General features: G+C 67.2%; 21 protein-coding genes and 1 other RNA gene. 10 read left to right on the top strand and 12 right to left on the bottom strand.

What is annotated here, in order from left to right:
• Positions 1-72: 72 nt before the first annotated feature.
• Positions 73-795 (top strand): 3-deoxy-manno-octulosonate cytidylyltransferase, encoded by a 723-nt coding sequence (locus AC3ISA_RS08575; protein WP_489177550.1) that lies wholly within the window; start codon positions 73-75, stop codon positions 793-795.
• Positions 796-1,226: 431 nt separating this feature from the next.
• Here AC3ISA_RS08575 and nudC read toward each other — a convergent pair whose 3' ends face one another.
• Positions 1,227-2,147: an NAD(+) diphosphatase gene (gene nudC / locus AC3ISA_RS08570; RefSeq protein ID WP_489177549.1), complete on the bottom strand. Its 921-nt coding sequence runs from the start codon at positions 2,145-2,147 to the stop codon at positions 1,227-1,229.
• Positions 2,148-2,196: 49 nt separating this feature from the next.
• Here nudC and ffs point away from each other — a divergent pair.
• Together ffs and AC3ISA_RS08560 are read left to right on the top strand one after the other, a co-directional pair.
• An RNA gene (gene ffs / locus AC3ISA_RS08565) (signal recognition particle sRNA small type) lies at positions 2,197-2,290 on the top strand.
• A gap of 260 nt (positions 2,291-2,550) precedes the next feature.
• Positions 2,551-4,401 carry a DNA polymerase III subunit gamma/tau gene (locus tag AC3ISA_RS08560; protein ID WP_489177548.1) on the top strand — a complete coding sequence of 617 codons (1,851 nt, stop codon included), beginning with the start codon at positions 2,551-2,553 and terminating at the stop codon, positions 4,399-4,401.
• A gap of 266 nt (positions 4,402-4,667) precedes the next feature.
• Here the strand turns inward: AC3ISA_RS08560 and AC3ISA_RS08555 are convergent, their stop codons facing one another.
• The 3 genes from AC3ISA_RS08555 to AC3ISA_RS08545 all read right to left on the bottom strand — a co-directional run bounded on the left by AC3ISA_RS08555 (position 4,668) and on the right by AC3ISA_RS08545 (position 7,432).
• The gene (locus AC3ISA_RS08555; RefSeq protein ID WP_489177547.1) at positions 4,668-5,258 is read right to left on the bottom strand and encodes a DUF3800 domain-containing protein; all 591 of its coding nucleotides are present in this window, start codon (positions 5,256-5,258) and stop codon (positions 4,668-4,670) included.
• Positions 5,259-5,335: 77 nt separating this feature from the next.
• The gene (locus AC3ISA_RS08550; protein ID WP_135194551.1) at positions 5,336-5,890 is read right to left on the bottom strand and encodes an ActR/PrrA/RegA family redox response regulator transcription factor; all 555 of its coding nucleotides are present in this window, start codon (positions 5,888-5,890) and stop codon (positions 5,336-5,338) included.
• Positions 5,891-5,977: 87 nt separating this feature from the next.
• Entirely contained in the window at positions 5,978-7,432 is a 1,455-nt protein-coding gene (locus AC3ISA_RS08545; protein ID WP_489177546.1) for an ActS/PrrB/RegB family redox-sensitive histidine kinase, read from the bottom strand.
• Positions 7,433-7,476: 44 nt separating this feature from the next.
• Between AC3ISA_RS08545 and AC3ISA_RS08540 the strand changes: the two genes are divergently transcribed.
• The 4 genes from AC3ISA_RS08540 to AC3ISA_RS08525 all read left to right on the top strand — a co-directional run bounded on the left by AC3ISA_RS08540 (position 7,477) and on the right by AC3ISA_RS08525 (position 10,685).
• On the top strand, positions 7,477-8,100 hold the full coding sequence (locus AC3ISA_RS08540) for an SCO family protein (RefSeq protein WP_489177545.1): 624 nt from the start codon (positions 7,477-7,479) through the stop codon (positions 8,098-8,100).
• A 158-nt stretch (positions 8,101-8,258) separates the two neighbouring features.
• Positions 8,259-9,539 carry a polyhydroxyalkanoate depolymerase gene (locus tag AC3ISA_RS08535; RefSeq protein WP_489177544.1) on the top strand — a complete coding sequence of 427 codons (1,281 nt, stop codon included), beginning with the start codon at positions 8,259-8,261 and terminating at the stop codon, positions 9,537-9,539.
• A complete protein-coding gene (locus tag AC3ISA_RS08530) occupies positions 9,505-10,221 on the top strand; it encodes a M48 family metallopeptidase (protein WP_489177543.1) in 717 nt (238 codons plus the stop codon). Before AC3ISA_RS08535 ends, AC3ISA_RS08530 begins: the two co-directional genes overlap by 35 nt.
• 86 nt (positions 10,222-10,307) lie before the next feature.
• A complete protein-coding gene (locus AC3ISA_RS08525) occupies positions 10,308-10,685 on the top strand; it encodes a lysozyme inhibitor LprI family protein (protein ID WP_489177542.1) in 378 nt (125 codons plus the stop codon).
• Between the two features lie 24 nt (positions 10,686-10,709).
• Here AC3ISA_RS08525 and AC3ISA_RS08520 read toward each other — a convergent pair whose 3' ends face one another.
• The 3 genes from AC3ISA_RS08520 to AC3ISA_RS08510 form a co-directional block, all read right to left on the bottom strand.
• Positions 10,710-11,933: a GAF domain-containing sensor histidine kinase gene (locus tag AC3ISA_RS08520; protein ID WP_489177541.1), complete on the bottom strand. Its 1,224-nt coding sequence runs from the start codon at positions 11,931-11,933 to the stop codon at positions 10,710-10,712.
• A 58-nt stretch (positions 11,934-11,991) separates the two neighbouring features.
• Entirely contained in the window at positions 11,992-14,085 is a 2,094-nt protein-coding gene (locus tag AC3ISA_RS08515; protein ID WP_489177540.1) for a transglycosylase domain-containing protein, read from the bottom strand.
• Positions 14,086-14,191: 106 nt separating this feature from the next.
• Positions 14,192-15,142, bottom strand: coding sequence for an alpha/beta fold hydrolase (locus AC3ISA_RS08510; RefSeq protein ID WP_489177539.1), 951 nt, complete (start codon positions 15,140-15,142; stop codon positions 14,192-14,194).
• Between the two features lie 379 nt (positions 15,143-15,521).
• Between AC3ISA_RS08510 and AC3ISA_RS08505 the strand changes: the two genes are divergently transcribed.
• A complete protein-coding gene (locus tag AC3ISA_RS08505; RefSeq protein ID WP_489180084.1) occupies positions 15,522-16,616 on the top strand; it encodes an aromatic ring-hydroxylating oxygenase subunit alpha in 1,095 nt (364 codons plus the stop codon).
• Positions 16,617-16,774: 158 nt separating this feature from the next.
• Here AC3ISA_RS08505 and AC3ISA_RS08500 read toward each other — a convergent pair whose 3' ends face one another.
• A complete protein-coding gene (locus AC3ISA_RS08500; protein ID WP_489177538.1) occupies positions 16,775-17,791 on the bottom strand; it encodes an adenosine kinase in 1,017 nt (338 codons plus the stop codon).
• A gap of 92 nt (positions 17,792-17,883) precedes the next feature.
• Here AC3ISA_RS08500 and AC3ISA_RS08495 point away from each other — a divergent pair, with 92 nt between their 5' ends.
• Positions 17,884-18,756 (top strand): ATP-grasp domain-containing protein, encoded by an 873-nt coding sequence (locus AC3ISA_RS08495; protein ID WP_489177537.1) that lies wholly within the window; start codon positions 17,884-17,886, stop codon positions 18,754-18,756.
• On the opposite strand, the gene AC3ISA_RS08490 is transcribed toward AC3ISA_RS08495, so the two are convergent.
• Together AC3ISA_RS08490 and AC3ISA_RS08485 are read right to left on the bottom strand one after the other, a co-directional pair.
• Positions 18,753-19,205, bottom strand: coding sequence for a chemotaxis protein CheW (locus AC3ISA_RS08490; protein ID WP_489177536.1), 453 nt, complete (start codon positions 19,203-19,205; stop codon positions 18,753-18,755). The genes AC3ISA_RS08495 and AC3ISA_RS08490 overlap by 4 nt on opposite strands.
• Entirely contained in the window at positions 19,205-20,701 is a 1,497-nt protein-coding gene (locus AC3ISA_RS08485; RefSeq protein ID WP_489177535.1) for a methyl-accepting chemotaxis protein, read from the bottom strand. Before AC3ISA_RS08485 ends, AC3ISA_RS08490 begins: the two co-directional genes overlap by 1 nt.
• A gap of 221 nt (positions 20,702-20,922) precedes the next feature.
• Between AC3ISA_RS08485 and AC3ISA_RS08480 the strand changes: the two genes are divergently transcribed.
• Positions 20,923-21,348: a MarR family winged helix-turn-helix transcriptional regulator gene (locus AC3ISA_RS08480; protein ID WP_489177534.1), complete on the top strand. Its 426-nt coding sequence runs from the start codon at positions 20,923-20,925 to the stop codon at positions 21,346-21,348.
• On the opposite strand, the gene nth is transcribed toward AC3ISA_RS08480, so the two are convergent.
• Together nth and AC3ISA_RS08470 are read right to left on the bottom strand one after the other, a co-directional pair.
• Positions 21,345-22,091, bottom strand: coding sequence for an endonuclease III (gene nth, locus AC3ISA_RS08475; RefSeq protein WP_489177533.1), 747 nt, complete (start codon positions 22,089-22,091; stop codon positions 21,345-21,347). The genes AC3ISA_RS08480 and nth overlap by 4 nt on opposite strands.
• The gene (locus AC3ISA_RS08470; RefSeq protein ID WP_489177532.1) at positions 22,088-23,389 is read right to left on the bottom strand and encodes a flavin monoamine oxidase family protein; all 1,302 of its coding nucleotides are present in this window, start codon (positions 23,387-23,389) and stop codon (positions 22,088-22,090) included. Before AC3ISA_RS08470 ends, nth begins: the two co-directional genes overlap by 4 nt.
• Positions 23,390-23,501 lie beyond the last annotated feature (112 nt).

Here is a 23,501-nt window from a genome sequence, read left to right as displayed (position 1 = left end):
TCTCTGGCACGGTAGCGCCGCCTTCGCAACCGGCCCGGCACGCGGCGGGCCAGACAGGCGTCAGGGAAGTCGATGAATCCGTTGATAATGATACCCGCTCGCATGGCGGCGACCCGCCTGCCGAACAAGCCGCTGGCCCTGATCGGCGACGTTCCCATGATCGTGCGTGCCTATCGCCAGGCCGAGGCCTCGGGCCTGCCGGTCGTGGTCGCCGCCGGAGACGCCGAGATCGTCGAGGCGGTCGAGGCGGCGGGCGGACGGGCCATACTGACCGACCCCGCCCTGCCCTCGGGTTCGGACCGCATCCGCGGGGCCGTGGACGCCATCGACCCGGAGGGCGATTTCGACGCGGTCATCAACGTGCAGGGCGACATGCCCTTCGCCAGTCCCGGCCTGGCCGTCGCCTGCGCCGCCATCCTGCATGGCGAGCCGGCGTGCGACATCGCCACCCTGGTCGCCGCCGAGGCGGATGTGTCGGACCGGACCAACCCCGACGTGGTCAAGGCGGTGCTGGCGTTAGGCGAAAACGAGCGCCAGGGCCGCGCCCTCTATTTCACCCGCTCGACCCTGTATGGGGATGCGCCCATCTGGCGGCACATCGGCGTCTATGGCTATCGCCGCGAGGCGCTGAACCGCTTCTGCGCCGCGCCGCAATCGCCGCTGGAGACGCGCGAGAAGCTGGAGCAGTTGCGCGCGCTGGAGATGGGGATGCAGATCTGGGCCGCCGTCATAGACGAAGCGCCTCTGTCGGTGGACAATCCGGCGGACCTGGAGGCGGCGCGGCGGTTGGCGTGACGGCGTCGAAATTGCACTCGGGAAAAACAGTGCAACGGAGTGCAATTTCGACAAATACATCTGTTTTCTTTGAAGAAATAGTTGCACCCGAATTGCACTGGTGCAACTTTCCCTAGCGGCTTCGGTTACGCGGCGATGTCAAAGACCCGGCGGCGATTATAGGCCGGGTCGGAACCCTGTATGGCAAACGGTCGATGCGAGGCTGCAAGCCGTTGAAACGGCGTGGGTTCGCTTTCTAGAATAGGATGGAAGACTAACATTCTCCCTCCCCGCTACGGGGAGGGTGGCCGAGCGCAGCGAGGTCGGGTGGGGGCGGCCAGGCGACGTCCCACTGATCGGTCCTGCATCAGGCAAGCGCGGCCCTGCTGGGCCGCCCCCACCCGGTCGCTGCGCGACCACCCTCCCCGGAGCGGGGAGGGAGAAGCATCTGTCTATTTCTCCTCGACCCACGCCCTGATCAGACTGTGGGCGATGGCGAAGGGGGGCGGGGCCTGGATGGTGGGGTGTTCGCCGGCCAGCACTGCGCGCGCCTCGGCCCGCGTCAGCCAGGCGACGGCTTCCAGCTCGGTCTGGTCGGGTCGGGCCTGGTCGTCCGAGACCTCGGCGATCAGGCCGATCATCAGTTGCGACGGGAAGGGCCAGGGCTGGCTGGAGTGATAGGCGGTGGCGATCACGGTCAGACCGGCCTCCTCCTTGACCTCGCGGGCGCAAGCCTCCTCGATGGATTCGCCGGGCTCCAGGAAACCGGCCAGGGCCGACATCCGTCCCTCGGGCCAGGCCGCCTGACGGCCCAACAGACAGATGGGTTCGGCCCCGCCTTTATAAACCGGCAGCATGATGGTGACGGGATCGACGCGCGGAAAATGCTCGGTCCCACAGGCCGGGCAGCGGCGCTTCCATCCGCCCGAGGCGGTCTCGCCCAGCGTGCCGCAGTTGGCGCAGAACCCGTGTTTGCGCCGCCAGTCGAACAGGCTCTTGGCCCCGCCCGCCATGGCCGCGTCCGCCGCCGGCAGGATGGCCGCCGCCGCCCGCAACTCATGAAAGGCGCCGACGCCGGCCAGCGGCCCGTCGGTCGGATCGACGGAGCCTTCGAACTCGATGGCGAAGACGGGTTCGTCATTCCAGAGGCCCAGAAACGCCTCGCGGTCGTGCACCAGGGTGCGCGCATGGCTCATCGCCAGCCAGGTCAGGCGAGGCCCTTCGGCCGTCTCTGCGATCAGGGGCCGACCTTCCCACAGGACCATGGCCTGGGCGTAGGGCTTGCCCGCCTGCTCGGCCAGCCATTCGGGATCGTTGCGCAGGTCGCCGGCGCGGTCGAGCGGATTGCCGGCGAAGGTGTTCTGATGGGCCATGCGCGTTTTGTAGCTCTTGATTCCGACCGCCGCACCCGTCATATCTCCGCTCGGAGATCGCGGGCGAAGGTTTCGCCAATCTGGTCAGGGCCGGAAGGCAGCAGCCACAACGAATCCCCCTTCGGGTCGCGGTCTCTACTTCTCTCTTTTTGGTGCGCTAACGCTCGCGACGCGGTCGCTCGCTGCTTGAGCGCGTTTGTGCGTCTCCCTTCTCCCCTCGGGGGAGAAGGTGGCTCGCGGAGCGAGACGGATGAGGGGGCTGCCGGATACAGGCCCGCTCTTGCCGTCAGTGGGCGGACAGACCCCCCTCATCCGAGCCCTGCGGGCCCACCTTCTCCCCCGAGGGGAGAAGGGAGATTGAATCGCTTCTACCCGCCCCTCACCCGCTGTAAGACTTCTCCCCATGACGGACAGCGACACGAATCTCGACGGCCCGCCCTGGGAAGAGGACGACGTCGTTCAGCGCGACGAGAACACCGACGACATGTTCGGCGCGCCCGCTGCGGCGCCTGAGCCGGTCGCGGCGCCCGTTGCTGCGCCTGCCGTCGCCAAGCCCGCCCATGCCGAAGTCGCGGCCCACGTCGATGACGGCGCCGCCTATCAGGTGCTGGCGCGCAAATATCGGCCGCGCACCTTCGAGGATCTGATCGGGCAGGAGGCGATGGTGCGCACCCTGACCAATGCCTTCGCCACCGGCCGGATCGCCCACGCCTTCATGCTGACCGGGGTTCGCGGCGTCGGCAAGACGACCACCGCCCGCCTCTTGGCCCGCGCCCTGAACAACGAAACCGACGTCATCGACAAGCCGTCGCTGACCCTGACCGCCCACGGCCGGCACGACGCCGCCATCATGGCCGGCCAGCACATGGACGTGATGGAGATGGATGCGGCGTCGCACACCGGCGTCAACGACATCCGCGACATTCTGGAGAGCGTCCGCTATGCGCCAGTCGAGGCGCGCTACAAGGTCTATGTGCTGGACGAGGTCCACATGCTGTCGACGCAGGCGTTCAACGCCCTGTTGAAGACGCTGGAGGAGCCCCCGCCCCACGCCCAATTCATCTTCGCCACCACCGAGATCCGCAAGGTGCCGGTGACGATCCTGAGCCGGTGCCAGCGGTTCGACCTGCGCCGCGTCGAGCCCGAGATCCTGGTCGAGCACCTGGGCCGGATCGCCGACCGCGAAGGCATGAAGATCGAGACGGACGCGCTCGCTTTGATCTCGCGCGCGGCCGAGGGGTCGGTGCGCGACGGGCTGTCGCTGCTCGACCAGGCCCTGGTTCAGGCCGAGCGGGGCGAGACGGTCAAGACCGAGACCGTCCGCGACATGCTGGGCCTGGCCGACCGGACCCAGACCATCGCCCTTTTCGAGAGCGTCATGGCCGGCCGCACGCCCGAGGCGCTGGAAAGCTTCCGCACCCTGTACGGCTTCGGCGCCGATCCGGTGCAGGTGACCAACGACCTCTTGGAACATTGCCACGCGGCGTCGGTCGCCAAGATGCTGGGGCCGAACGCGACACGGTTGCCGAACGACCAGGCGCAGAAACTGGCGGCTCTGGGCGCGGCCATTCCGGCGGCGACCCTGTCGCGCACCTGGCAAATGCTGCTGAAGGCGCTGGACGAGGTGCGGCGCGCGCCCAATCCGGCCGATGCGGTCGAGATGGCCATCGTGCGCCTGGCCTATGCGGCCGACCTGCCGGGGCCGGAGGAGGCGCTGAAACGGCTCCAGTCCGGCGAACCGTTGGGCGGCGGCTCGGCCCCGCGTGGCGGTGGTGGTGGGGGCGGCGGCGGAACATCGGCGCAGCTCGCCGCACGACCCGTCATGGCCCCCGCCTTGCCCGATCCGCAGACCTTCGAACAGGTCGTCGCCCTGATCGGCGAGAAGCGCGAGGTCGGGCTTCAGATGGACGTGGAACGGTATGTGAAGCCGGTCTCGTTCAAGCCCGGCGCCATCGTCTATGAAAGCGTCCAGGGCGCCCCCATCGAACTGGCCCGCAAACTGTCCGCCCGCCTTCGCGAATGGACCGGCCGCACCTGGCTGATCGCCGCCAACGGCCAGGGCGGGGCCGAGACGGTGATCGAGCTTCAGAAAAAGGCCCGCGCGACCGAACGGGCCGAAGTCGAGGCCAATCCCTTCGTCCAGGCGGTGATGCTGGCCTTCCCCGGCGCCAAGCTGGGCGAGATCAAGACCATCGCCCCGACCGTCGTCACCCCCGAAATCCCCGACGTGGTCGAGGACGACGACGAGGATTGAGCGAAAAATCACGCGCTTCGGTTGTGGACTTTCTAATAAATAGAGCCTATTTGCTCGTTGAAATGGACTGGGGTTTCTCGGTCGGCGTAGGGCTCCCGGTTCGCCGGGGGCCCTTCTGCTTTCAGGGAAAGATTTTCAGCCCGTCGGTTTTCAACTTCGGCTGCAGAAGATCGAACGCTCTGTTTTCCTGCAATGGACGCAGGGCCTTGAGCCCGATGGGACGCGCCATCAGATCGGCGAGTTGAAGCCCTGACGAATTGCACTTCTTATCGACGAAGACGGGCTCCCAACTCAGGAAGCTGAAGTCGGGCTTTTTGTAACCCCAGTTCGCCTTGGTTCGCCGCGACGCGTCGAAAATACAATTCCAACTCTGCATCTTCCCTCTTTCCTCGCCCCTCGAAGACGACGTGGACGAGCCGGTCCCCCTGTTCGAGCGCGCGGAGGCGGGCCAGCAGCTTCTCCATGCAGAAATTCAATGCGAGTTCGTAGGGATTCCAAGGCTGGGCGTAGCGCTCAGCCAGCCGAACCTTATCGATCACGGCCGTCACCATGTCGATGTCAGCGCCCGCAACGATATCGTTGATGCGGTTCAGGAACGCTTCGCGAATGGCGGGGTCGGCTTGCAGAAAGGCAAAATTTTTCTGCTGCCGCCTTATGTCGCGCTCATGCAGCACGATCTGATCATGACCGACGAAATCGAACTTCAACTTCTGGAGCTGAGGCACGACCTGGTCGGCATAAACCGTCTTCGATATGAGTACACAGCTCAGGAAGAAGACCGGAAATGTGGGGTCTGGCCCTTCCAGAACGGGCGAACCGCTTTCGTCGGCGAACACGATGAAGTCTGAAAAAGCCATGACATAAAATGACCGGCCAACGGGCACGGTCAATAAAACAAACACAACTCAGACGTTTGTCGCGCCTGCGCCAGCCCCTACCGCGGCGCGCGCTTGGCGAGGATGCGTTGCAGGGTGCGGCGGTGCATGCCCAGGCGGCGGGCGGTTTCCGAGACATTGTGGTCGCACAGCTCGTAGACGCGCTGGATATGTTCCCAGCGGACGCGGTCGGCGCTCATGGGGTTTTCGGGCGGTTCGGGCGAATCGCCGGTGGCCAGCAGGGCCTTGACCACGTCGTCGGCGTCGGCGGGTTTGGACAGATAGTCGACGGCGCCGGCCTTGACCGCCGCGACCGCCGTGGCGATGGCGCCGTAGCCGGTCAGCATGACGATGCGGGCGTCCTCGCGCTTTTCACGCACGGCCTCGACGACCTTGAGGCCGTTGCCGTCCTCCAGCCGCATGTCCAGCACGGCGAAGGCAGGAGCCTTGTCACGCAGCAGCTGGGTCGCTTCGGCGACGGACTCGGCGGTGGTCACCTGAAAGCCGCGCGCCTCCAGCGCGCGGCCCATGCGGGTGCGCAGGGCCTGGTCGTCGTCCAGCAGCAGCAGGGACTTGTCGGGCAGGGCGGCGATGCGGGCTTCTAGTTCGGACATTCGGTTCTCTCCTGCCGCTTCAAGTCGTGACGGGTAGCGTGTGGGTCAAGGCCAAGGTTCCGCCTGCGACGGTTAGACCCATTTGGCTCACGCCGCGACTTCCAGCGCCGGTCGCGCCCAGCGCACGGCCACGCGGGCGCCGCGCGGTGCGGCCTTGGCCTCCGATTGCGCCAGCCCCTGGCCCACACTGACCGATCCGCCGGTGCGTTCCAGCAGGGTGCGGGCGATGAAGAAGCCCAGGCCCATGCCGCCCTGGCTGGGCGCGATGGGCGCCTCGGCTGTCGGGCGGCGCTTGGAGGGGCGGGCGGCGGCGGCGATCTGGGCGGCCAGGGCTTGGCGCGCCTTGCCCTGAGGGCGGCTGGTCACATAGGGCTCGCCCAGCCGGGGCAGGATGTCGCTGGCGAAACCGGGGCCGTCGTCGAGAATATCGATCTCGATCCAGCCGGCGTCGACCACCGCCTGAACACGGACTGTGGTCGTGGCGAAGTCGGCGGCGTTCTCGACCAGGGTGGACAGGCCGTGGATCACCTCGGGCAGGCGGCGCACGCGCGGGGCGGGCTGGCCCGGCGGGGTCTTCACCAGAACCTCGAACGCCAGGTCGAAGCCGCGGTGCGGTTCGACCACCTCTTCCAGCAGGGCCTTCAACGACACGTCGGCATAGAGGGCGTCATCGCCCTCGGGCTGTTGCGACAGCTGGGTCAGTATGCCCCGGCAGCGCTCGGCCTGTTGCAGGATCAATGCGGCGTCCTCGGCCGCGTCGCTGTCGGGAGCGGAGGCGCGTTGCAGCTCCTTGGCCACCACCTGGATGGTCGCCAGCGGCGTGCCCAGTTCATGCGCCGCCGCCGCCGCCAGACCGCCCAGGGCCGCCAGTCGCTGTTCGCGTTGCAGCACGTCCTGGGTCGTGGCGAGGGCCAGTTCCAGCTTCTCCGCATCGGCCGCCACCCGCCAGGCGTATCCGGCGGTGAAGACCACCCCCGTCACCAGGGCCATGGCCATGCCCAGGCGATAGAGGGTCGGCAGGTGGAAATGCTCGTACGGGCGCCACGGCAGCGGCTCGGACCAGAAGAACAGCACCCCGACCGCGATCAGGGCCAGGGCGCCCAGGGCCAGCGCCTGACGCGCCGGCAGGGCCGCCGCCGCAATGGTCACGGGCGCGACCAGCAAAAGGCAGAAGGGGTTCTCAAGCCCGCCGGTCAAGCCCAGCAGCACGCCCAGCTGAAAGATGTCGAAGCCCAGGTGGATCGCGGTCTGACGCCCATCCGGCAGACTGGCTTCCAGGCGCCGCACCCGCGCCATGGCCCCCACGTTCACCGCCGCGCTGATGGCGATGACGATCAGACAGGGCCAGAGCGGCAGGGGAAAGTGCAGACCCTGATACGCCGTCAGGATCGCCGCGCTCTGACCCACGATGGTCAGCCAGCGCAACACGATCAGGGTGCGCAGCGAAAAGCCGCGCCCGCGACGCGGCGCGTCGCTCCAGCCGTTCAACGGCTCGGAATATGATGCGCCGTGCGGCGCATTGCGGGCTTCTGTCGGGGTCACACCGCTTCTATAGACCGATCAGATCCGTTTCGTGAGAGGCCGTCATGCCGCGTCGTTCCATCCTGCTATTCGCTGGCGCCTGTATCGCCATCGCCGTGGCCCTGGCCATCATCACCGTCGTGGTGGTCAGCGGACGCGCGCCTGCGTCGAACGGCGCCGAGACCACCTCGACGGGTCAGCCTCTGGTCGGCGGCGACTTCCAGCTTGTGAACCAGGACGGACAGCCGGTCGATCAGACCATGCTGAACGGCAAATGGAGCCTGGTCTTCTTCGGCTTCACCTATTGCCCCGAGTTCTGCCCCACGACCCTGGCGGAAATGGCCGTCGTGCAGCAACGGCTGGGCGACAAGGCCAAGGATCTGCAGATCGTCTTCGTCAGCATCGATCCCCAACGCGACACGCCCCAGGCGCTGAAGGACTATCTGTCGTCGGACGGGTTCCCCAAGGGGACCATCGGCCTGACGGGCACGCCGGAACAGGTAGCGACGGCCGCCAAGGCCTACCGCGCCTTCTACGAGAAGGTCGGCGAGGGCGAGGCCTATACGATGAACCACTCCCTGACCGTCTATCTGATGGGGCCGGACGGCAAGTTCCGCACCGCCGTCGCCTATGGGTTGGGGCCGGACAAATCGACCAAGATCATCGAGGACGCGATCGCGCGGGGGTAAGTCCCTCACTCATCGTCATCCTAGGTCTTGTGCCTAGGATGACGGAAGGTCGGGAGATATCCCCGACTAAGGGCTATTCCGCTGCCTCATAATCCTTTTGCAGGGTGATGCATTATATGTTGCCCTGCACAAACGGCGATGGGCCGTAACGGATCGTCATGCTCTACGCATTTCATGAACTCGCCTACCAATCGGCCCTGCCGTTCCGGGTCGGCGCCCAGATGGCGCGGAACTTCTGGACCTCGCCTTTCAATCCGGCGGCGGACACCGCCATTGGACGCACGGCCTACGCCTCGGCAGAGCTGTTCGAGAGCGTCACCCGGCGATACGGCAAGCCGGACTGGAAGCTGGAAACCCTGGAGATCGGCGGCAAGACGGTCCGCACCACCGAACAGGTGATCTGGCAGAGCCCGTGGTGCCGCCTGGTCCGGTTCGCGCGCAACATCGGCGACCTGAAACGGGCGGGCAAACCCGTCGCCGCGCCCGCCGTCCTGATCGTGGCCCCGCTGTCGGGTCACTACGCCACCCTGCTGCGCGGCACGGTCGAGGGCTTCCTTCAGGACCACGACGTCTATGTCACCGACTGGATCAACGCCCGCCAGGTGCCGGTGCTGGAGGGGCGGTTCGACTTCTTCGACTATATCGACCACGTCCGCATGATGCTGGCCGAGATCGGCGGTCGCGCCCATGTCGTCGGCGTGTGCCAGCCCGGACCGCCGGTGCTGGCGGCCGGGGCGGTGATGGCCGAGGACGGCGACGAAAACCGCCCCCTGTCCATGACCTTCATGGGCTCGCCCATCGACGCGCGCCTGTCGCCGACCGTGACCAACCAGCTGGCGGAGGAAAAGCCCTTCACCTGGTTCAAGTCGAACATGATCCATACCGTGCCCCTGCCCTATTCCGGGTTCGGGCGGCGGGTCTATCCGGGCTTCGTCCAGCTCTACAGCTTCATGTCGATGAACGAGGCGCGCCATCGCGACGCCCACTGGGACTATTTCAACAGCCTGATCGACGGTGACGGGGACGGGGTCGATAAACACGATGAATTCTACGACGAATATCTGTCGGTGCTGGACCTGACCGAGGAGTTCTATCTCCAGACCATCGACATCGTCTTCCAGCAGCATCTGCTGGCGCGGGGCCTGTTGGAGCATCGCGGGCGCAAGGTCGATCTGACCAAGATCACCGACATCGGCCTGATGACCGTCGAGGGCGAGAAGGACGACATCTCCGGCGTCGGCCAGACGCAAGCCGCGCACGGCCTGTGCCCCAACATCCCCGAGGACCGCCGCGTGCTCTATGTCCAGCCGGGCGTCGGCCATTACGGCGTGTTCAACGGCCGTCGCTTCCGTGACGAGATCTATCCCCGCGTCCGCGATTTCATCGCCCAGAACGAGGCTGTCGGTGGCGTACCGCAACGGTCAGCGGCTGCCGCTTGACGAAGGGGGCTCCGGCCCCGTCCTGAGATTATCCGTCAATCCGCGTGCGCGGCGCCTGTCGGTACGGATCGATGCGCGGGCGGGCGAGGCCGTGGTCATCGCCCCGACCGAGCGCAGCCTGACCCAGGCCGTCGCCTTCGCCCGCACCAAGGCCGTCTGGATCTGCGAACGGCTGGCGGTGCGGCCAAAGGGCCGGCCGCTGGAGCCGGGCCAGGTCATCTCCCTGCGCGGTCGCCCCGTGCGGCTAGAGGCCGTGCCCGGCGCCGGGGCGGCACGTCTGGTCGAGGACGGGACTGTCATCCGTTCGGGCGGCGAGGGCGAGGCCTATGCGCGGCGGGTCGAGAACCTGCTGAAGCGCGAGGCGCGCGATACCCTTCTGGAACGCACCGACCACCATCTGCGCACCCTGGGGCAGGCACCGGTGAAGATGTCGATCGCCGACACCCGGTCACGCTGGGGCTCGTGCAGTCCGCACAACCGCACCATCCGCTATTCCTGGCGCGTCATCATGGCCCCGCCGCCGGTGATCGACTATCTCGCCGCCCACGAGGTCGCCCATCTGGTCCACGCCGACCACAGCCCAGCCTACTGGTCCGTGGTCGAACGGCTGGTCGGGGACCACAGACCGTGGCGCAAATGGCTGAAGGATTACGGCGGCGCGCTTCACGCCGTGGGGCGGTAGAGCAGTCTTCGCCTGGGGACGGCCCATTACGGAAACTCCTGAGCCTCGGCGCGTTTCATCTGCGCCATCCCAATCAGGAACGCTCCATGAAAACGATGATCACGCTGTCGGTCGCTCTCGGCCTCGCCCTCGCTGCCGCGTCTTCCGCATCGGCGCAGTCGCAGGCGACGATGAACGCGAACGCCGCCCAGGATATGCAGAGGGCGGACCGGTCGCTGAACGCCCAGTACACCGCCACTATGGCGCGGCTATCGACGCCCAGCCGGACGTTGCTGCGCACCGCCCAGCGCACCTGGATCAGCTTCCGCGATCAGGAATGCCGGTTCGAAGCGTCTGGCGTTCAGGGCGGGTCCGCCTATCCGATGGTGCATTCGGCCTGCGTCGCGCGCCTGACGACGGAACGGACCCGGCAACTGCGGACGCTGTCGCAATGTCAGGAGGGCGATCTGTCGTGCCCCCGGTGACGGCGGCTTGACGACGGTCGTCGCCTAGAGCGGCAAGGACGTGGCCGCGATCGGCATGCGGAAGACGAACCGCGTCTCGGCCTCGTCCGAGATGACCGTCAGTTCGCCGTCGTGAGCGGTGGCGATCTGACTGGCGATATAGAGGCCCAGGCCCAGGCCGTCGCGCACATCGGCCGTGTCGCGCCGGTTGAAGGGCTGGAACAGGCGCGGCTGCACCGTCGCCGGAATGGGTCGGCCGCCATTGGCCACCGACAATTCGAACGTCTTGCCCACCACGGCGGCGGCGACCCGCACTGGCTGTCTGTGATCGCCATGCACCAGGGCGTTGGCCAGAAGGTTGGACATTAGCTGAGCGATCCGGTCGGGGTCGCCCGGCACGGCGCCGGTCAGGATGATGTCGGCCTGGACGATCCGGCCGGGATGGGCGGCGCGCAGTTCGTCCACCACCTGATTCAGCATGGCCGGCAGTTCGGTCGCGGGGCGTCGCGCCAGGCTGAGGCCGCCGCCCAGTCGGCCGCGCGCGAAATCCAGCACATCGTTGATCAGCCGGCCCATGCGTCCCGCAGAACCGCGCATCTCGCCCAGGATCCGACGCGTGTCCTCGCCCGTGACCTTACGTTCCAACAGGGTGGCGCCCGCCTCGATCGCCGCCAGCGGATTGCGCAGGTCATGGCCCAGGACGGCGATGAACTGATCGCGCAGTTCGGCCGTCTCTCGCGCATCCAGCAGGGCCGCCTCGGACAGGGCCAGCCGGCGGCCGGCGTCCAGCTGGGTCGCGATCAGACGGGCGAACAGCTCGAACATCCGCACCGTCTCGGGTCGCGAGGCCGGCGCGGGTCGCGGGTCGATGGCGCACAGGGTGCCGAAGAAGTCGCCGCCGTCCAGAACGATCGGCACGGCGATATAGCTTTCCAGCCCATAGGCCTTGGGCGTCTGATGGTCGCGCCAGATCTGGTCCGCAGACGCCTGGTCGAAGGCGATGGGCGCGCGGGTCTGGCGCACCTCGTTGCACAGGGTGGAGCGGATCGGCAGCTCGCCCCCGACCGGCAGGCCGAAGTTCACCTGGTCCAGCACGGCGCAGGCCAGCCAGCGCTCCTCGGTCACATGGGCGACGACGACATAGCCCATGCCGGTGACGCGGGCGCAGACTTCGAGGATGTCGTTGACGTCGGCCAGGGCGGCCACAGCGGCCGTCTCCGGCGTCTCGATGATGAGCGTCGTCGTTCCGTCGTCGCTTGTTGCGCTCACCGACATGGCTCCACCGTAGCGGCAAAGCCTGCCCGTGTTAAGCGCGCGCCTCCGTGGGTCAGAAGAACAGGGCGTCGCCCTTGCGTTCGGGCGGCTGGCGGCCTTCCGGTTGCTGGTTCGGCGTGTCGCGCTGCGTCGGCTTAGTCGCGGGCTGGGGCGACGGCTGTTTCGGCGACGGCTGCTGGACCGGCGCCTCCGGGTCTTCGACATAGGGCTCGCCCAGCAGCGGATCGACCGGTTCGACCGGCAGGCCGTTCTGGTCCAGGCCGCTCATCAGGTCGCCGACCGGATCGGGTGCGACCCAGCCCTCGGGCATGGCCGGGCCGTCGGGGATGCGCGGGGCGTTCAGGCGCGGCAACGCCGCCTCCATGAAGCCCTTCCAGATGGCGGCGGGCGACGAGCCGCCCGTCACGCCGCGCATGGCGGTGTTGTCGTCCTTGCCGACCCAGACGGCGGTGACGAAGCCGCCGGTGTAGCCGACGAACCAGGCGTCCTTGTAGTCCGAGGTCGTGCCCGACTTGCCGGCCAGGTCGCGGCCAGCGATCGCCACGCTGCGCCCCGTGCCGGAGGAGACTACGCCGCGCAGCATCTGGTTCATGTAGTAGAGCGACGGATTGTTGATCGCCTGGCCGCTCTGGCCGGACTGGCGCTGATAGATGACGCGTCCCTGCGGCGTGCGGATGCGGCTGATACCATACGCGTCCACGCGGCGCCCGCCGTTGGCGAAAGCGTCATAGGCGGTGGCCATCTCCAGCGGCGAGACCTCGACGGCGCCCAGCGCCATGGCGGGCTCCAGACCGATGCGGCTTTCGATGCCCAGACGGCGCGCGGCGCGGGCCACGCTGTCGCGACCGACCTGATCGGCGACATAGGCGGCGACCGTATTGGTCGACTGGGCCACGGCCTGGGCCAAGGTCATATTGCCGCTGAAGGTGCCGGAATAGTTGCGGGGCGACCAGTTGCCGATGGTGATCGGCTGATCGACCACCGGGGTCTGGGGCGTATAGCCGGCCTCGACCGCCGCCAGATAGACGAAGGGCTTGAAGGCCGAGCCCGCCTGACGCTTTGCATCGACCGCGCGGTTGAACTGGCTGTCGGCATAGGACGAGCCGCCGATCATGGCGCGCACCCGGCCGTCGCCATCCAGGGCGACCAGCGCCGCCTGCTGCACGCCCTTGCCCGCGTCGCGGTCCAGGATGCGACGCACCGATCGCTCGGCCGAGGTCTGCAGCGTCAGGTCCAGGGTGGTCTCGACCACCATGTCCTCGGTCGGTTCGCCGACCAGGCTACGGATCGACTTGTCCAGCCAGTCGATGAAATACTGGGCGTGCTGGGTCGCCAGGGTCCGCGAGACGATAACCGGCTGGGTCACGGCCTGTTCGCGCTGGGCGGCGGTGATGACGCCGGCCTCTTCCATCTCGTTCAGGACGACGGTGGCGCGGGCGGCGGCGCGCTCGCTCTCGGACACCGGCGAATAGCGCGACGGCGCCTTCAAGAGGCCCGCCAAAAGCGCAGCCTCTCCGACCGTCAGGTTCTTGGCCGACTTGTCGAAATAGCGTTGCGACGCCGCCTCGATCCCATAGGCGCCGGCGCCGAAATAGACCCGGTTCAGATAGAGGGCCAGGATCTCCTTCTTGGAGAATTTCATCTCCAGCCAGACCGCCAGCATCAGCTCCTGCACCTTGCGTCGCATGTTCTGGTCGGGCGTGAGGAACAGGTTCTTGGCCAGCTGCTGGGTCAGGGTCGAGCCGCCCTGAACGACGCGGCCCGCGCGCATGTTCGTCACCATGGCGCGGGCCATGCCGATCGGGTCGAAGCCGGGGTGGTTGTAGAAGCGGCGGTCCTCGATGGCGATGAAGGCCGCCGGGACATAGTCGGGCAAGGCGTCCAGGTCGGCGGGCGGCGCCATCTGGGTGCCTCGGGTGGCGATCAGGGCGCCGTTGCGATCCAGATAGGTGATCGAGGGCTGGCGATCGACCTGATACAGGCTGGAGGTGTCGGGCAGGCCGCGCGCGAAGACGGCGAAGAAGACGACCAGGAAGATCAGCCCCCAGACGGCCAGAACCGCGCTCCAGTAGAAGAGACGCCCCAGAGCCGACCGGCGGGGCTTGCCCTGCGCCTGTTGTCCGCCGCCATTGCCTGGACCCGCCATGACTATCCTTCAGATGCCGCGCTGGGCGGGTTTTCGTTCAAGGGCTGTGTATCGCGTCTGAACGCCCGCCGAAACGGTCCCGCCGACTTCACAGGATCGTGAGCGGCTATTTCGCCGAAAGAAAGGCGTCCAGATCGCCGTAAAACACCTGCGGCTGGTCGAACATGATGAAGTGGGCGCTGTCGTCGATCCGCTTCAGCTGCACGTTCTTCAGATTGGCGAACGAGGCCTGATAGACGCCGTCGGTGATTTGGGGCGTCATGCGCGCATCGTTGAACTTGACGTACAGCACCTCGGTCGGGGCGGCGATCTTCGACAGTTCGGGACGCAGGTCGGTGGTGATCAGCTCGCGGAAGGCGGCGGCGGAGACCTTCTGGTCGCTGTTGCGCATGTCTTCCAGCGCCTCGGCGCGGCGGCTTTCGGTGTTGATCATGCCATTGATGCTGGTTGTGGCCTGGGCGACATAGACCTCGCGCGGGCTGGTGGATTGGGCGGTCCAGATCTGGTCGGCGACGGGGGTCACGCTCTCGGCGGTCGCACCCGGCGCGCCGAACATCGCCCCCATGAAGGGCACCATGTCCACGACCATCAGCTTGCCCACGCTGTCGGGATGGCGGGCGGCCAGCATCAGACCGATAGTCCCCCCCATCGAATGTCCGACCACGGCGGGCTTGGGCAGGCCCTGCTCGCGGATGTAGCGGGCGATTTCCTCGGCGACCGGGGCGGCGACGGCGCTGGGCGTCGCGCCCTGGGCGTTGCCCTCGGCCGGCGCGCCGGCGAAGCCCTGGACGTGGATGCGGTGGACGCGCCAGCCCACGCCGTCCTGTGCCGTCAGATGATCCACCGTCCCCTGCCAGATCTCGGGTGAGGAGCTGAGGCCGGGGATCAGGATGATGTCGCGTCCGTCCGTGTCGCCATCGACACGGACGTGGATCCGGTCGGAGACGAAGGCCGCGTGGCTGTGGCCGTGTTCGGTGTGTGTCCCGTGGCCGTCCTGGGCCGAGACGATAGCCGGTGCGCCCAGCATGGCGGCGGCGATGGCGAGGATGCGGAACATGGCGAAACTTCCCTTGGACGACCTGAGCGGCGTTCTTCGAACAAGACATAACCCCGCCGCGACAGGCAGGGGAAGCCTGCGCATCTTTCCTTTCGTCATCCTCCGGCGCGAAGCGATCGGGGGAGCCAGCGGCGCGCGTGCGCGCGAACCTGTCGCGGGGTAGATGTCCAAGCATCGCGCAGTGGACACATCGCCTTCGGCGCCGCTGGCTCCCCCGGTCTGCGCCGCGAGCGGCTTGCCGGAGGATGACGAAAGGAGAGGAGGCTTTTGGACAAACCGTCCCGCTTGTCTCGGCGCACGCCCTCTATGGCTCCGCCGCCCACGCTGTTAAACAGCGCGGATGACCGCCGCTCCAGTCCAGCCCTCTCAAGCCCCCGCCATGGCCGAAGCCGCCCCGTCCAAGGCGGGCGTCAGTCCGTTCGGCAAGGGGTTCGTCACCGACGCCTGGTATTTCGTGGCCCTGGGTCGCGACGTCGCGCCCGCCAGCCTGAAACGCTACGAGGTCATGGGCGAGCCGGTTCTGGTCGGCCGCACACGCGCGGGCCAGGTCTATGCCATGCGCGACATCTGCCCCCACCGCGCGGCGCCCCTGTCGGCGGGCAAGCTGGTGGACAAGCCCGGCGAGGGCGAGACGGTCGAATGCCCGTATCACGGCTGGCGGTTCCGCACCGACGGGGTCTGCGCCGCCATTCCGTCCCTGGTCGAGGATCAGGCGTTCGAGGCCGACCGCATCCGCGTGCGGTCCTATCCGGTGCGCGAGAGCCAGGGGATCGTCTTCGTCTGGATAGCGTCGGACGCGCGCAATCCGATGGAGCCGGACCATGAGCCGCCGGTCTTCCCCGGCGTGGTCGGCGGCGAGGCCAAGCTGGTCGAGGCGATGGATTTCGACAGCCACATCGACCACGCCGTCGTCGGCCTGATGGATCCGGCCCACGGCCCCTACGTTCACCAGCAATGGTGGTGGCGATCCGAACATTCGATGCACGAAAAGTCCAAGGCCTTCGCCCCGACCGAGTTCGGCTGGGCCATGGTGCGCCACGCCCCCTCGTCGAACAGCCGGCTGTATAAGGTGCTAGGCGGCGCGCCTGCGACCGAGATCACCTTCCGCCTGCCCGGCTTCCGCTGGGAGCATATTCAGGTGGGCGAGAAACAGGTGCTGGCCCTGACCTGCCTGACGCCGATCACCGATACCAAGACGCGGATCACCCAGATCTTCTGGTCCGACCACTGGGTCTTCGACCTGGCCAAACCCTTCCTGCGGATGGGGGTGGTCGCCTTCCTGAAACAGGACGGCGGCATGGTGAACCTGCAGAACGAGGGGCTGCGCTATGACCCCGCCCTGATCTGGATCGACGACGCCGACAGACAGGCGAAATGGTATCAGCAGCTGAAGCGCGAATGGGCCAAGAGCCGGGCGGAGGACCGGCCGTTCGTGAACCCGATCCAGCCTGTGACGCTGAGGTGGAAGAGCTGACATCTCTTCCCTTCTCCCCTCGGGGGAGAAGGTGGCTGAGCGCAGCGAGGTCGGATGAGGGGGCTGTTTCCGCAGCCCGGCTCTGACCATCACGAGGCGGATAGATTCCCCTCATCCGAGGCCTTCGGCCCCACCTTCTCCCGCAAGGGGAGAAGGGCTTAAAGCTTCAACCCGTGCTCGGCGGCCAGATCGACCAGTTTCACCATCGGGCGCGGCCCCCAGTGGGCGATGACTTCGGACGCCGCCAGCGAGCCCAGCTTGCCGGCCTCTTCCAGGGTCAGGCCGCGTGCGACGCCCAGCAGGAAGCCGGCGGCGTACTGGTCGCCGGCGCCGGTGGTGTCGATGACCTTGGCGATCGGATAGGCGGCGACGACGACGCGGTCCTCGCCCTTGATCACGACCGAGCCGTGCTCGCCGCGCGTGACGGCGGCGATCTCGACGATGGCGGCCAACTTCGCGGCGGCGGCGTCGAAGTCTTCTGTCTCGAACAGGGCGCCCAGCTCGGCCTCGTTGGCCAGGACGATGTCGGCGGACTGGGTGATGAAGTCCAGCAACTCCGCGCGCCAGCGGGCGACGACGAAGGTGTCGGACAGGGTGATGGCGACCTTGCGGCCCGCCTTGTGCGCGGCGGCGGCGGCGCGTTCGAAGGCGGCGCGGGCGGGCGCCGGGTCGAACAGATAGCCTTCCAGATAGACGATCTCGCTGGAGGCGATCAGGGCCTCGTCGATGTCGTCGGCGTACAGCTGGTTCGCCGCGCCCAGGAAGGTGGCCATGGTGCGCGCGCCGTCCGACAGGACGTTGATCAGGCAGCGGCCGGTGCCGAAGCCCTTGTCCGCGCCGCCCGTCAGGACCGGAGTGGCGAAGTGGACGCCGGCGGCGCGGATGTCGTGGCTGAACACCTCGCCCAGCGTATCGTCGGCGACCTTGCCGATATAGGCCGCGCGACCGCCGAACGAGCCGACGCCCGCCACGGTGTTCCCGGCCGAACCGCCCGAGGCCTCGACGCCCGGCGCCATGGCGTCATACAGGGCGGCGCTGCGTTCGGCGTCGACCAGCTGCATGGAGTTGGGGGCCAGGTCCTGGGCCGTCAGGAAGGCGGCGTCGCAGGGGCTGAGGACATCGACGATGGCGTTGCCGACGGCGCAGACATCATATTGGGCGGTGTTCTGGGTCATGGTCGCGCCTTAGCGGGTGAATGACCGCACGTCACCCGAAATCATATAAGGAAGCCCTTATATGCCGTGCGTCGCTTCGGTATGAGGATGGCATGACCCAGATCGCCGTCCTGATCCCCGATCCGTCCGACCGCTCCTATATCGGCCGCTGGCCCGAGGTGCTGGAGCGGCTGAAGGCGACGCTGGAGAGCACGGGCGCGATCGTCCTCGCCACGCCCTGGACCGACCATGTCGAGGACGCCTCCGGTCTGGCGGCCTACGACCTGATCCTGCCGGTCATCGCCTGGGGGTATCATCGCGATCATGAGCGCTGGCTGAAGGCCTGCGAGATCTGGACCCAGGCGGGACTGCCGGTGGCCAATCCGGCCGAGGTTCTGCGCTGGAACTCGGACAAGGCCTATCTGGCGCGACTGGCGGACAAGGGCGTGCCCATTCCGCCCACACGTTGGACCGACGGCGTGACCCAGGATCAGGTGGACTCCGCCTTCGCCGAGACAGGAGCGCCGGTGCTGATCGTCAAGCCGACGGTGTCGGCCGGGGCGTTTCGCACCCTGCGGCTGACGCCCGGCCAGCCTCTGACCGAGGCGCCCGAGGGGGCGGCGATGATCCAGCCCTATCTGAAGTCCATCGAGACCGAGGGCGAGACCTCGCTGCTGTTCTTCGGCGGCCGGTTCAGCCATGCGGTCAACAAGCGCCCTATGCCCGGCGACTTCCGCATCCAGATGCAGTTCGGCGGCCTTTATACGACCGTCACGCCGGACGCCGAGGCGATGGCCCTGGCGCATCAGGTGCTGGCGGCCATCGACGAGCCGCTGCTGTACGCCCGCATCGACCTGGCCCGCGATGAGGCCGGGGCCTGGGTCTTGATGGAGGCCGAACTGATCGAGCCGGACTTCTACCTGGACCACGACCCGGCGAACGGCGCCGGTTTCGCCCAGGCCGTGAAAGCGCTGCTGGAGCCTTAAGCCGCCTCGCGGATCGGGGGCAGCAGATTGTCCAGATCAAGCAGGCTGATCAGGTTGCTGTCGACCGCGAACACGCCTGACACGACACCATGGCCCTGGGCCTCGCCCATGTTCGGCGGATCCTGACGCGCCGCGTCGTCCAGTTGCATGATGTCCGACACGCCCTCGACCAGCAGGCCGACGGTGCGCTCGCCACAGCGCACGACCACGATGGCGTGGCGGGCGGACGGCTCGGTCGACGGCAGGCCCAGCCGCGAGGCCAGATCGATGATCGGCAACACGCTGCCGCGCAGATTGACCACGCCCTTCATATAGGCCGGGGCGCCCGGCAGCGGCGTGGTCGCCGTCCAGCCGCGGATTTCCAGCACCGAGGTGATGTCGATGCAGAAGGCCTGTTCGCCGACGCGAAAGCCGACCAGTTCACGCTGTCCGGGGGCGCGGTTAGGCATTAAAATTCCTCCCAGTCGGATTGGACCGCAGCGGCGCGACCGCCGCCGACGGCCATGCGTGTCCGAGCGGGCGCAGCCTGGGCGCGGGCGAAGCTCTCGATCCTAGCTTGGGCCTTTCGGATCGGCGTCGGCGCTTGAGCGGCGACCTGGCTGGTCTCGAACCGTCCGACCAGTTCAGCCAGTTCGGCGGCTTCGCGGCTCAGGCTCAGGCTGGCGGCCGTGGACTGTTCGACCATGGCGGCGTTCTGTTGGGTGACCTGATCCATCTGGTTTACGGCGGTGTTGACCTCGGCCAGGCCGACCGCCTGTTCCTGGGTCGAGGCGCGGATTTCGCTCATCAGGGTGGTGATTTCCTCGATCCGGCCGGCGATGCCGGTCAGGGCCTCGCCAGACTGCCGCACCAGAACCACGCCGTCCTTGACCTGGCTGCTGCTGGCCGAGATCAGCGTCTTGATCTCCTTGGCAGATTCCGCCGAGCGCTGGGCCAGAGCCCGGACTTCCGACGCCACGACCGCAAAACCGCGACCGGCCTCGCCCGCACGGGCGGCCTCGACCCCGGCGTTAAGAGCCAACAGGTTGGTCTGGAAGGCGATCTCGTCGATGACGCCGATGATCTGGCCGATTTCATTGGACGAGCGTTCGATCTCGCCCATGGCGGCCACGGCCTTCTGGACAACCACGCCGCCGGTCTCGGCCTGGGTCCGACTTTGCGTGACCACGCCGTCCGCGGCCTGGGCGTTCTCGGCCGTCTTGCGGACGGTTGCGGTGATTTCATCGAGGGCGGCGGCTGTCTCTTCCAGACTGGCGGCCTGTTGTTCGGTGCGGCGCGACAGATCTTCGGCGGCGCTGCTGATCTCGTGGGCGCCCGACTGCATCGATCCGGCGTTGACGCCGATCACGCCGACGGCCTCGTCCAACGCACCCATCGCCTGGTTGAAGTTCTCGCGCAGGACGGCGTATTCGCCGGGGAAGTCTTCCTCAATCCGATAGGACAGGTCGCCTTCCGCCATGGCCGACAGCCCGCGAGCCGTGCCTTCGACGACGGCGGCCTGAATCTGGGCGGCCTGACGTTCGGCCTCGGCGCGCCGTTCGCGCTCTTCCTCTACGGCGGTGACGTCCATGGCGAACTTCACGACCTTGTAGGGGCGGCCCTGAGGATCGAGAATGGGATTGTAGCTGGCCTCGATCACCACCCGACGCCCGCCCTTGCCGTAGCGGATGAACTTTTCGGCGACGAACTCGCCCGCGTTGAGCCGACGCCAGAACTCGGCATAGGCCGGTGTCTGGGCTTCTGCGGGATCCACGAACATTCGGTGGTGCCGACCGACGATCTCGCCGAGATCATAACCGACGACCGACAGGAAGTTGGGGTTCGCCTCCCGGACCGTGCCATCCAGGTCGAACTGAATGACCGCCTGAGAACGCTCGACCGCAGCCAACATGCTGCGCAGCTCCATCAGATTACTGTCGTCTTTCGGTTTACTGAAAAATTGCATGGCTGGACCCCGCTGGATATTGTCCTTAAATGACACAATCTAGTTTAGGAGCGATGGCGGTATAGTTAGCACGCTAAGACTCAATCTAGACGATTATTATTGTCGCGTCATAAGCCTGGATCAGGACCAACACGCCGTAGACGGCCGATGAGGTTGCGTTGCCACATACCAGACCCATCTCGCCGGCTATTTCACGCGAGACACTGCAGCTGAAGGTCGCCATGCAGGTCATGTTGACCGCACGACGATGGAAATCTTGGGTTGCAGATATTTTTCGAGACGCCGGGCATACGGGCGCCCCGACCCTCGTGCTCTACTATCTCGTCGATCAGCCCAAGGGTCTTACGCTTTCGGAACTATCGAGCAGGATGGAGCTGTCCGGCGCCTCCCTGACCCGGCTGGTCCAGAGGCTGGAACGGGATGGCATGGTCAGTCGCCGTCGCATGATGGGCGACGGACGTTCCTGGCTCATCGCCATGGAACCGCCCGGACGCGTCGCTTTGGAAGCGTTCGAGGTCCATGCCGCCGCCATGCGTCAACGGGTGTTCGAAGGCATATCCGCAGACGACATGGCTGCCGCCCTAAGAGTGCTGGACGCCCTGGCGGACAAGCTGGCCCACGGCCCGGGCGCGCCCGAACGATCCTAGCCCGCCTCGCCCAACGCCAGCAGACCGGCCCGCGAGGGGCACAGGTCGGCGATGAGGCACGACAGGCATTTGGGCTTCTTCGCCGTGCAGGTGTAGCGGCCGTGCAGGATCAGCCAGTGGTGCGCCTTGGGCAGCCACTCCTCCGGCACGACCTTGAACAACTGGGCCTCGACCTTGTCCGGCGTGTTTGCATTGGCCAGGCCCAGCCGGTGCGAGACGCGAAAGACATGGGTGTCCACCGCGATGGCCGCCTCAATGCCGAGTTCGTTCAGCACCACCGAGGCTGTCTTTCGCCCCACGCCGGGCAGGGCCTGAAGGTCGGCGCGGTTCAGAGGAACCTCGCCCCCATGCTGTTCCAGCACGATGCGGCTCAGGGCGATGACGTTCCGGGCCTTGCCGCGATAAAGGCCGATGGAAGCGATGTAGGGGACCAGCCCCTCCTCGCCCAAAGCCAGCATCGTCTCTGGCGTGTCCGCGACCTTGAACAGTCGATCGGTCGCCTTGTTGACCGAGACGTCCGTGGCCTGGGCCGACAGGGCGACGGCGACGACCAGGGTGTAGGGATTTGAGAAGTTCAGCTCGGTCTTGGGGTCGGGCATGACGCCGGCAAGGCGTTCGAAGATGGTCTCGACCCGGTCCTCGTCGGGCGGCCAGCGCAGCACGGGAATGGACGCGCCGGTCATGATGGACGGGCGTTTGGCGGCAGGTTTCGCAGCCGGTTTCTTGGCCTTGGCGGGCTTCATTCCTCGCTGTCGCCGTCGTTGCGTCGCGGGTCAAGACCCAGGGCCGTCAGGGCCGCGTCCGCCGCCCGACGACCCTCCATCCAGGCGCCGTGCGCCGTGCCGTAATAAACGGGCGCGGTGGCTTCGCCGGCCAGGAAGATGCGGTCCTCGACTGAGACACGCAGCTTCGCCCGGTCCGCCGCATGGCCCGGCAGGGCGTGGGAATAGGCGCCGCGCGACCAGGGATCGACGCCCCATCCGCTGACCGCGACCGCCTCCAGCCGTCTGCGCATGTCCGAACCCAGGGCCGCGACCAGTTCGGACAGGGCGAAGTCGAACAGGGCGGCCGGCCCTTGCGCCTCCAGCCCCCAAGCCAGGTCGGCGCCGAAATAGGCCTCGATCATCGACCGTCCGAACGGCCGCAGGTGATAGCCGCCGGTCTCCGCCGTATCGGTTCGGGTCCAAAGCTGGGTGTCGGGTTGGAAATCGCCCGCGCCGCGCACCGTCATATGCACCTTGGACGCCAGGCCCAGCGGCACGCCCGCCGTCGCCTCCAGCAGGGCCGGAACGGGCGGGTCGATGCGGACGGTCTCGCTGGCGATCAGGCTGTTGGGCACGGTCAGGATCACGATCCGCGCGGTCAGTTCACCCCGGCTGGTCTCCAGCCGCAGCAGGGGGCCGGAGCGGTCGATCCGACGCACGGCGCAGTCCAGCACGACCATGTCAGACACAGCCTCGCCCAGCCGCGCGATCAGGCGACCATAGCCCTCGCGCACCCGCCAGTTCACGCCGGTGTCGCCATAGGCGTCGTAATCCAGGCTGGAGACCTCGGCGAAGCGCGCGCCGTTCAGGGCGCCTGAGATGGCGTCCATCCTCGCGTTCCAGCGGTTGTCGGGATCAAAGAAGTCGGCGGCCGGCCGGTCCTCGCCCCGCGCGGCCGCCTCGGTGACGCGCTGATCGAAGGCGGCGAAGGCCTCGCCGAACGCGGCCTGATCCGCGCGGGTCATCTCGTGGTCGAAGGCCTGGGTGCGCCAGGGCGGCGGGGTCTGGTCCAGCGTCAGCCCCTCGGCCTCGACGCGGCCCGCCAGGACATTGTCGTCGGCCGAGTGCAGCCAGCCGCAGCCCATGTCCAACCCCTCGCCCTCGGCCCGAACCGTCCAGGCGCGCCCGCCGATCCGCTCGCGGGCTTCAAGGATCAGAAGGGACAAGTCCGGCCGCATCAGGCGACGCGCGGCGGCGATCCCGGCAGCGCCCGCGCCGATCACGACGACATCGACCTGTGACGGAAGGGGATTCGAGGCCTTGGGGAGATCGGTCATGCAGCGGGAAAGATACACGAAATCCCCCGTCGCCGTGGAAGCGTTCAAACATTCGCACGATGGGACATTGATTTTTGGACGGCGGGGTCCATTTTAGCGCCGCTTCAAAACG

The organism is Brevundimonas sp. KH_058 (assembly GCF_057838505.1).
This window is presented reverse-complemented; position numbering and strand designations above follow the sequence as displayed.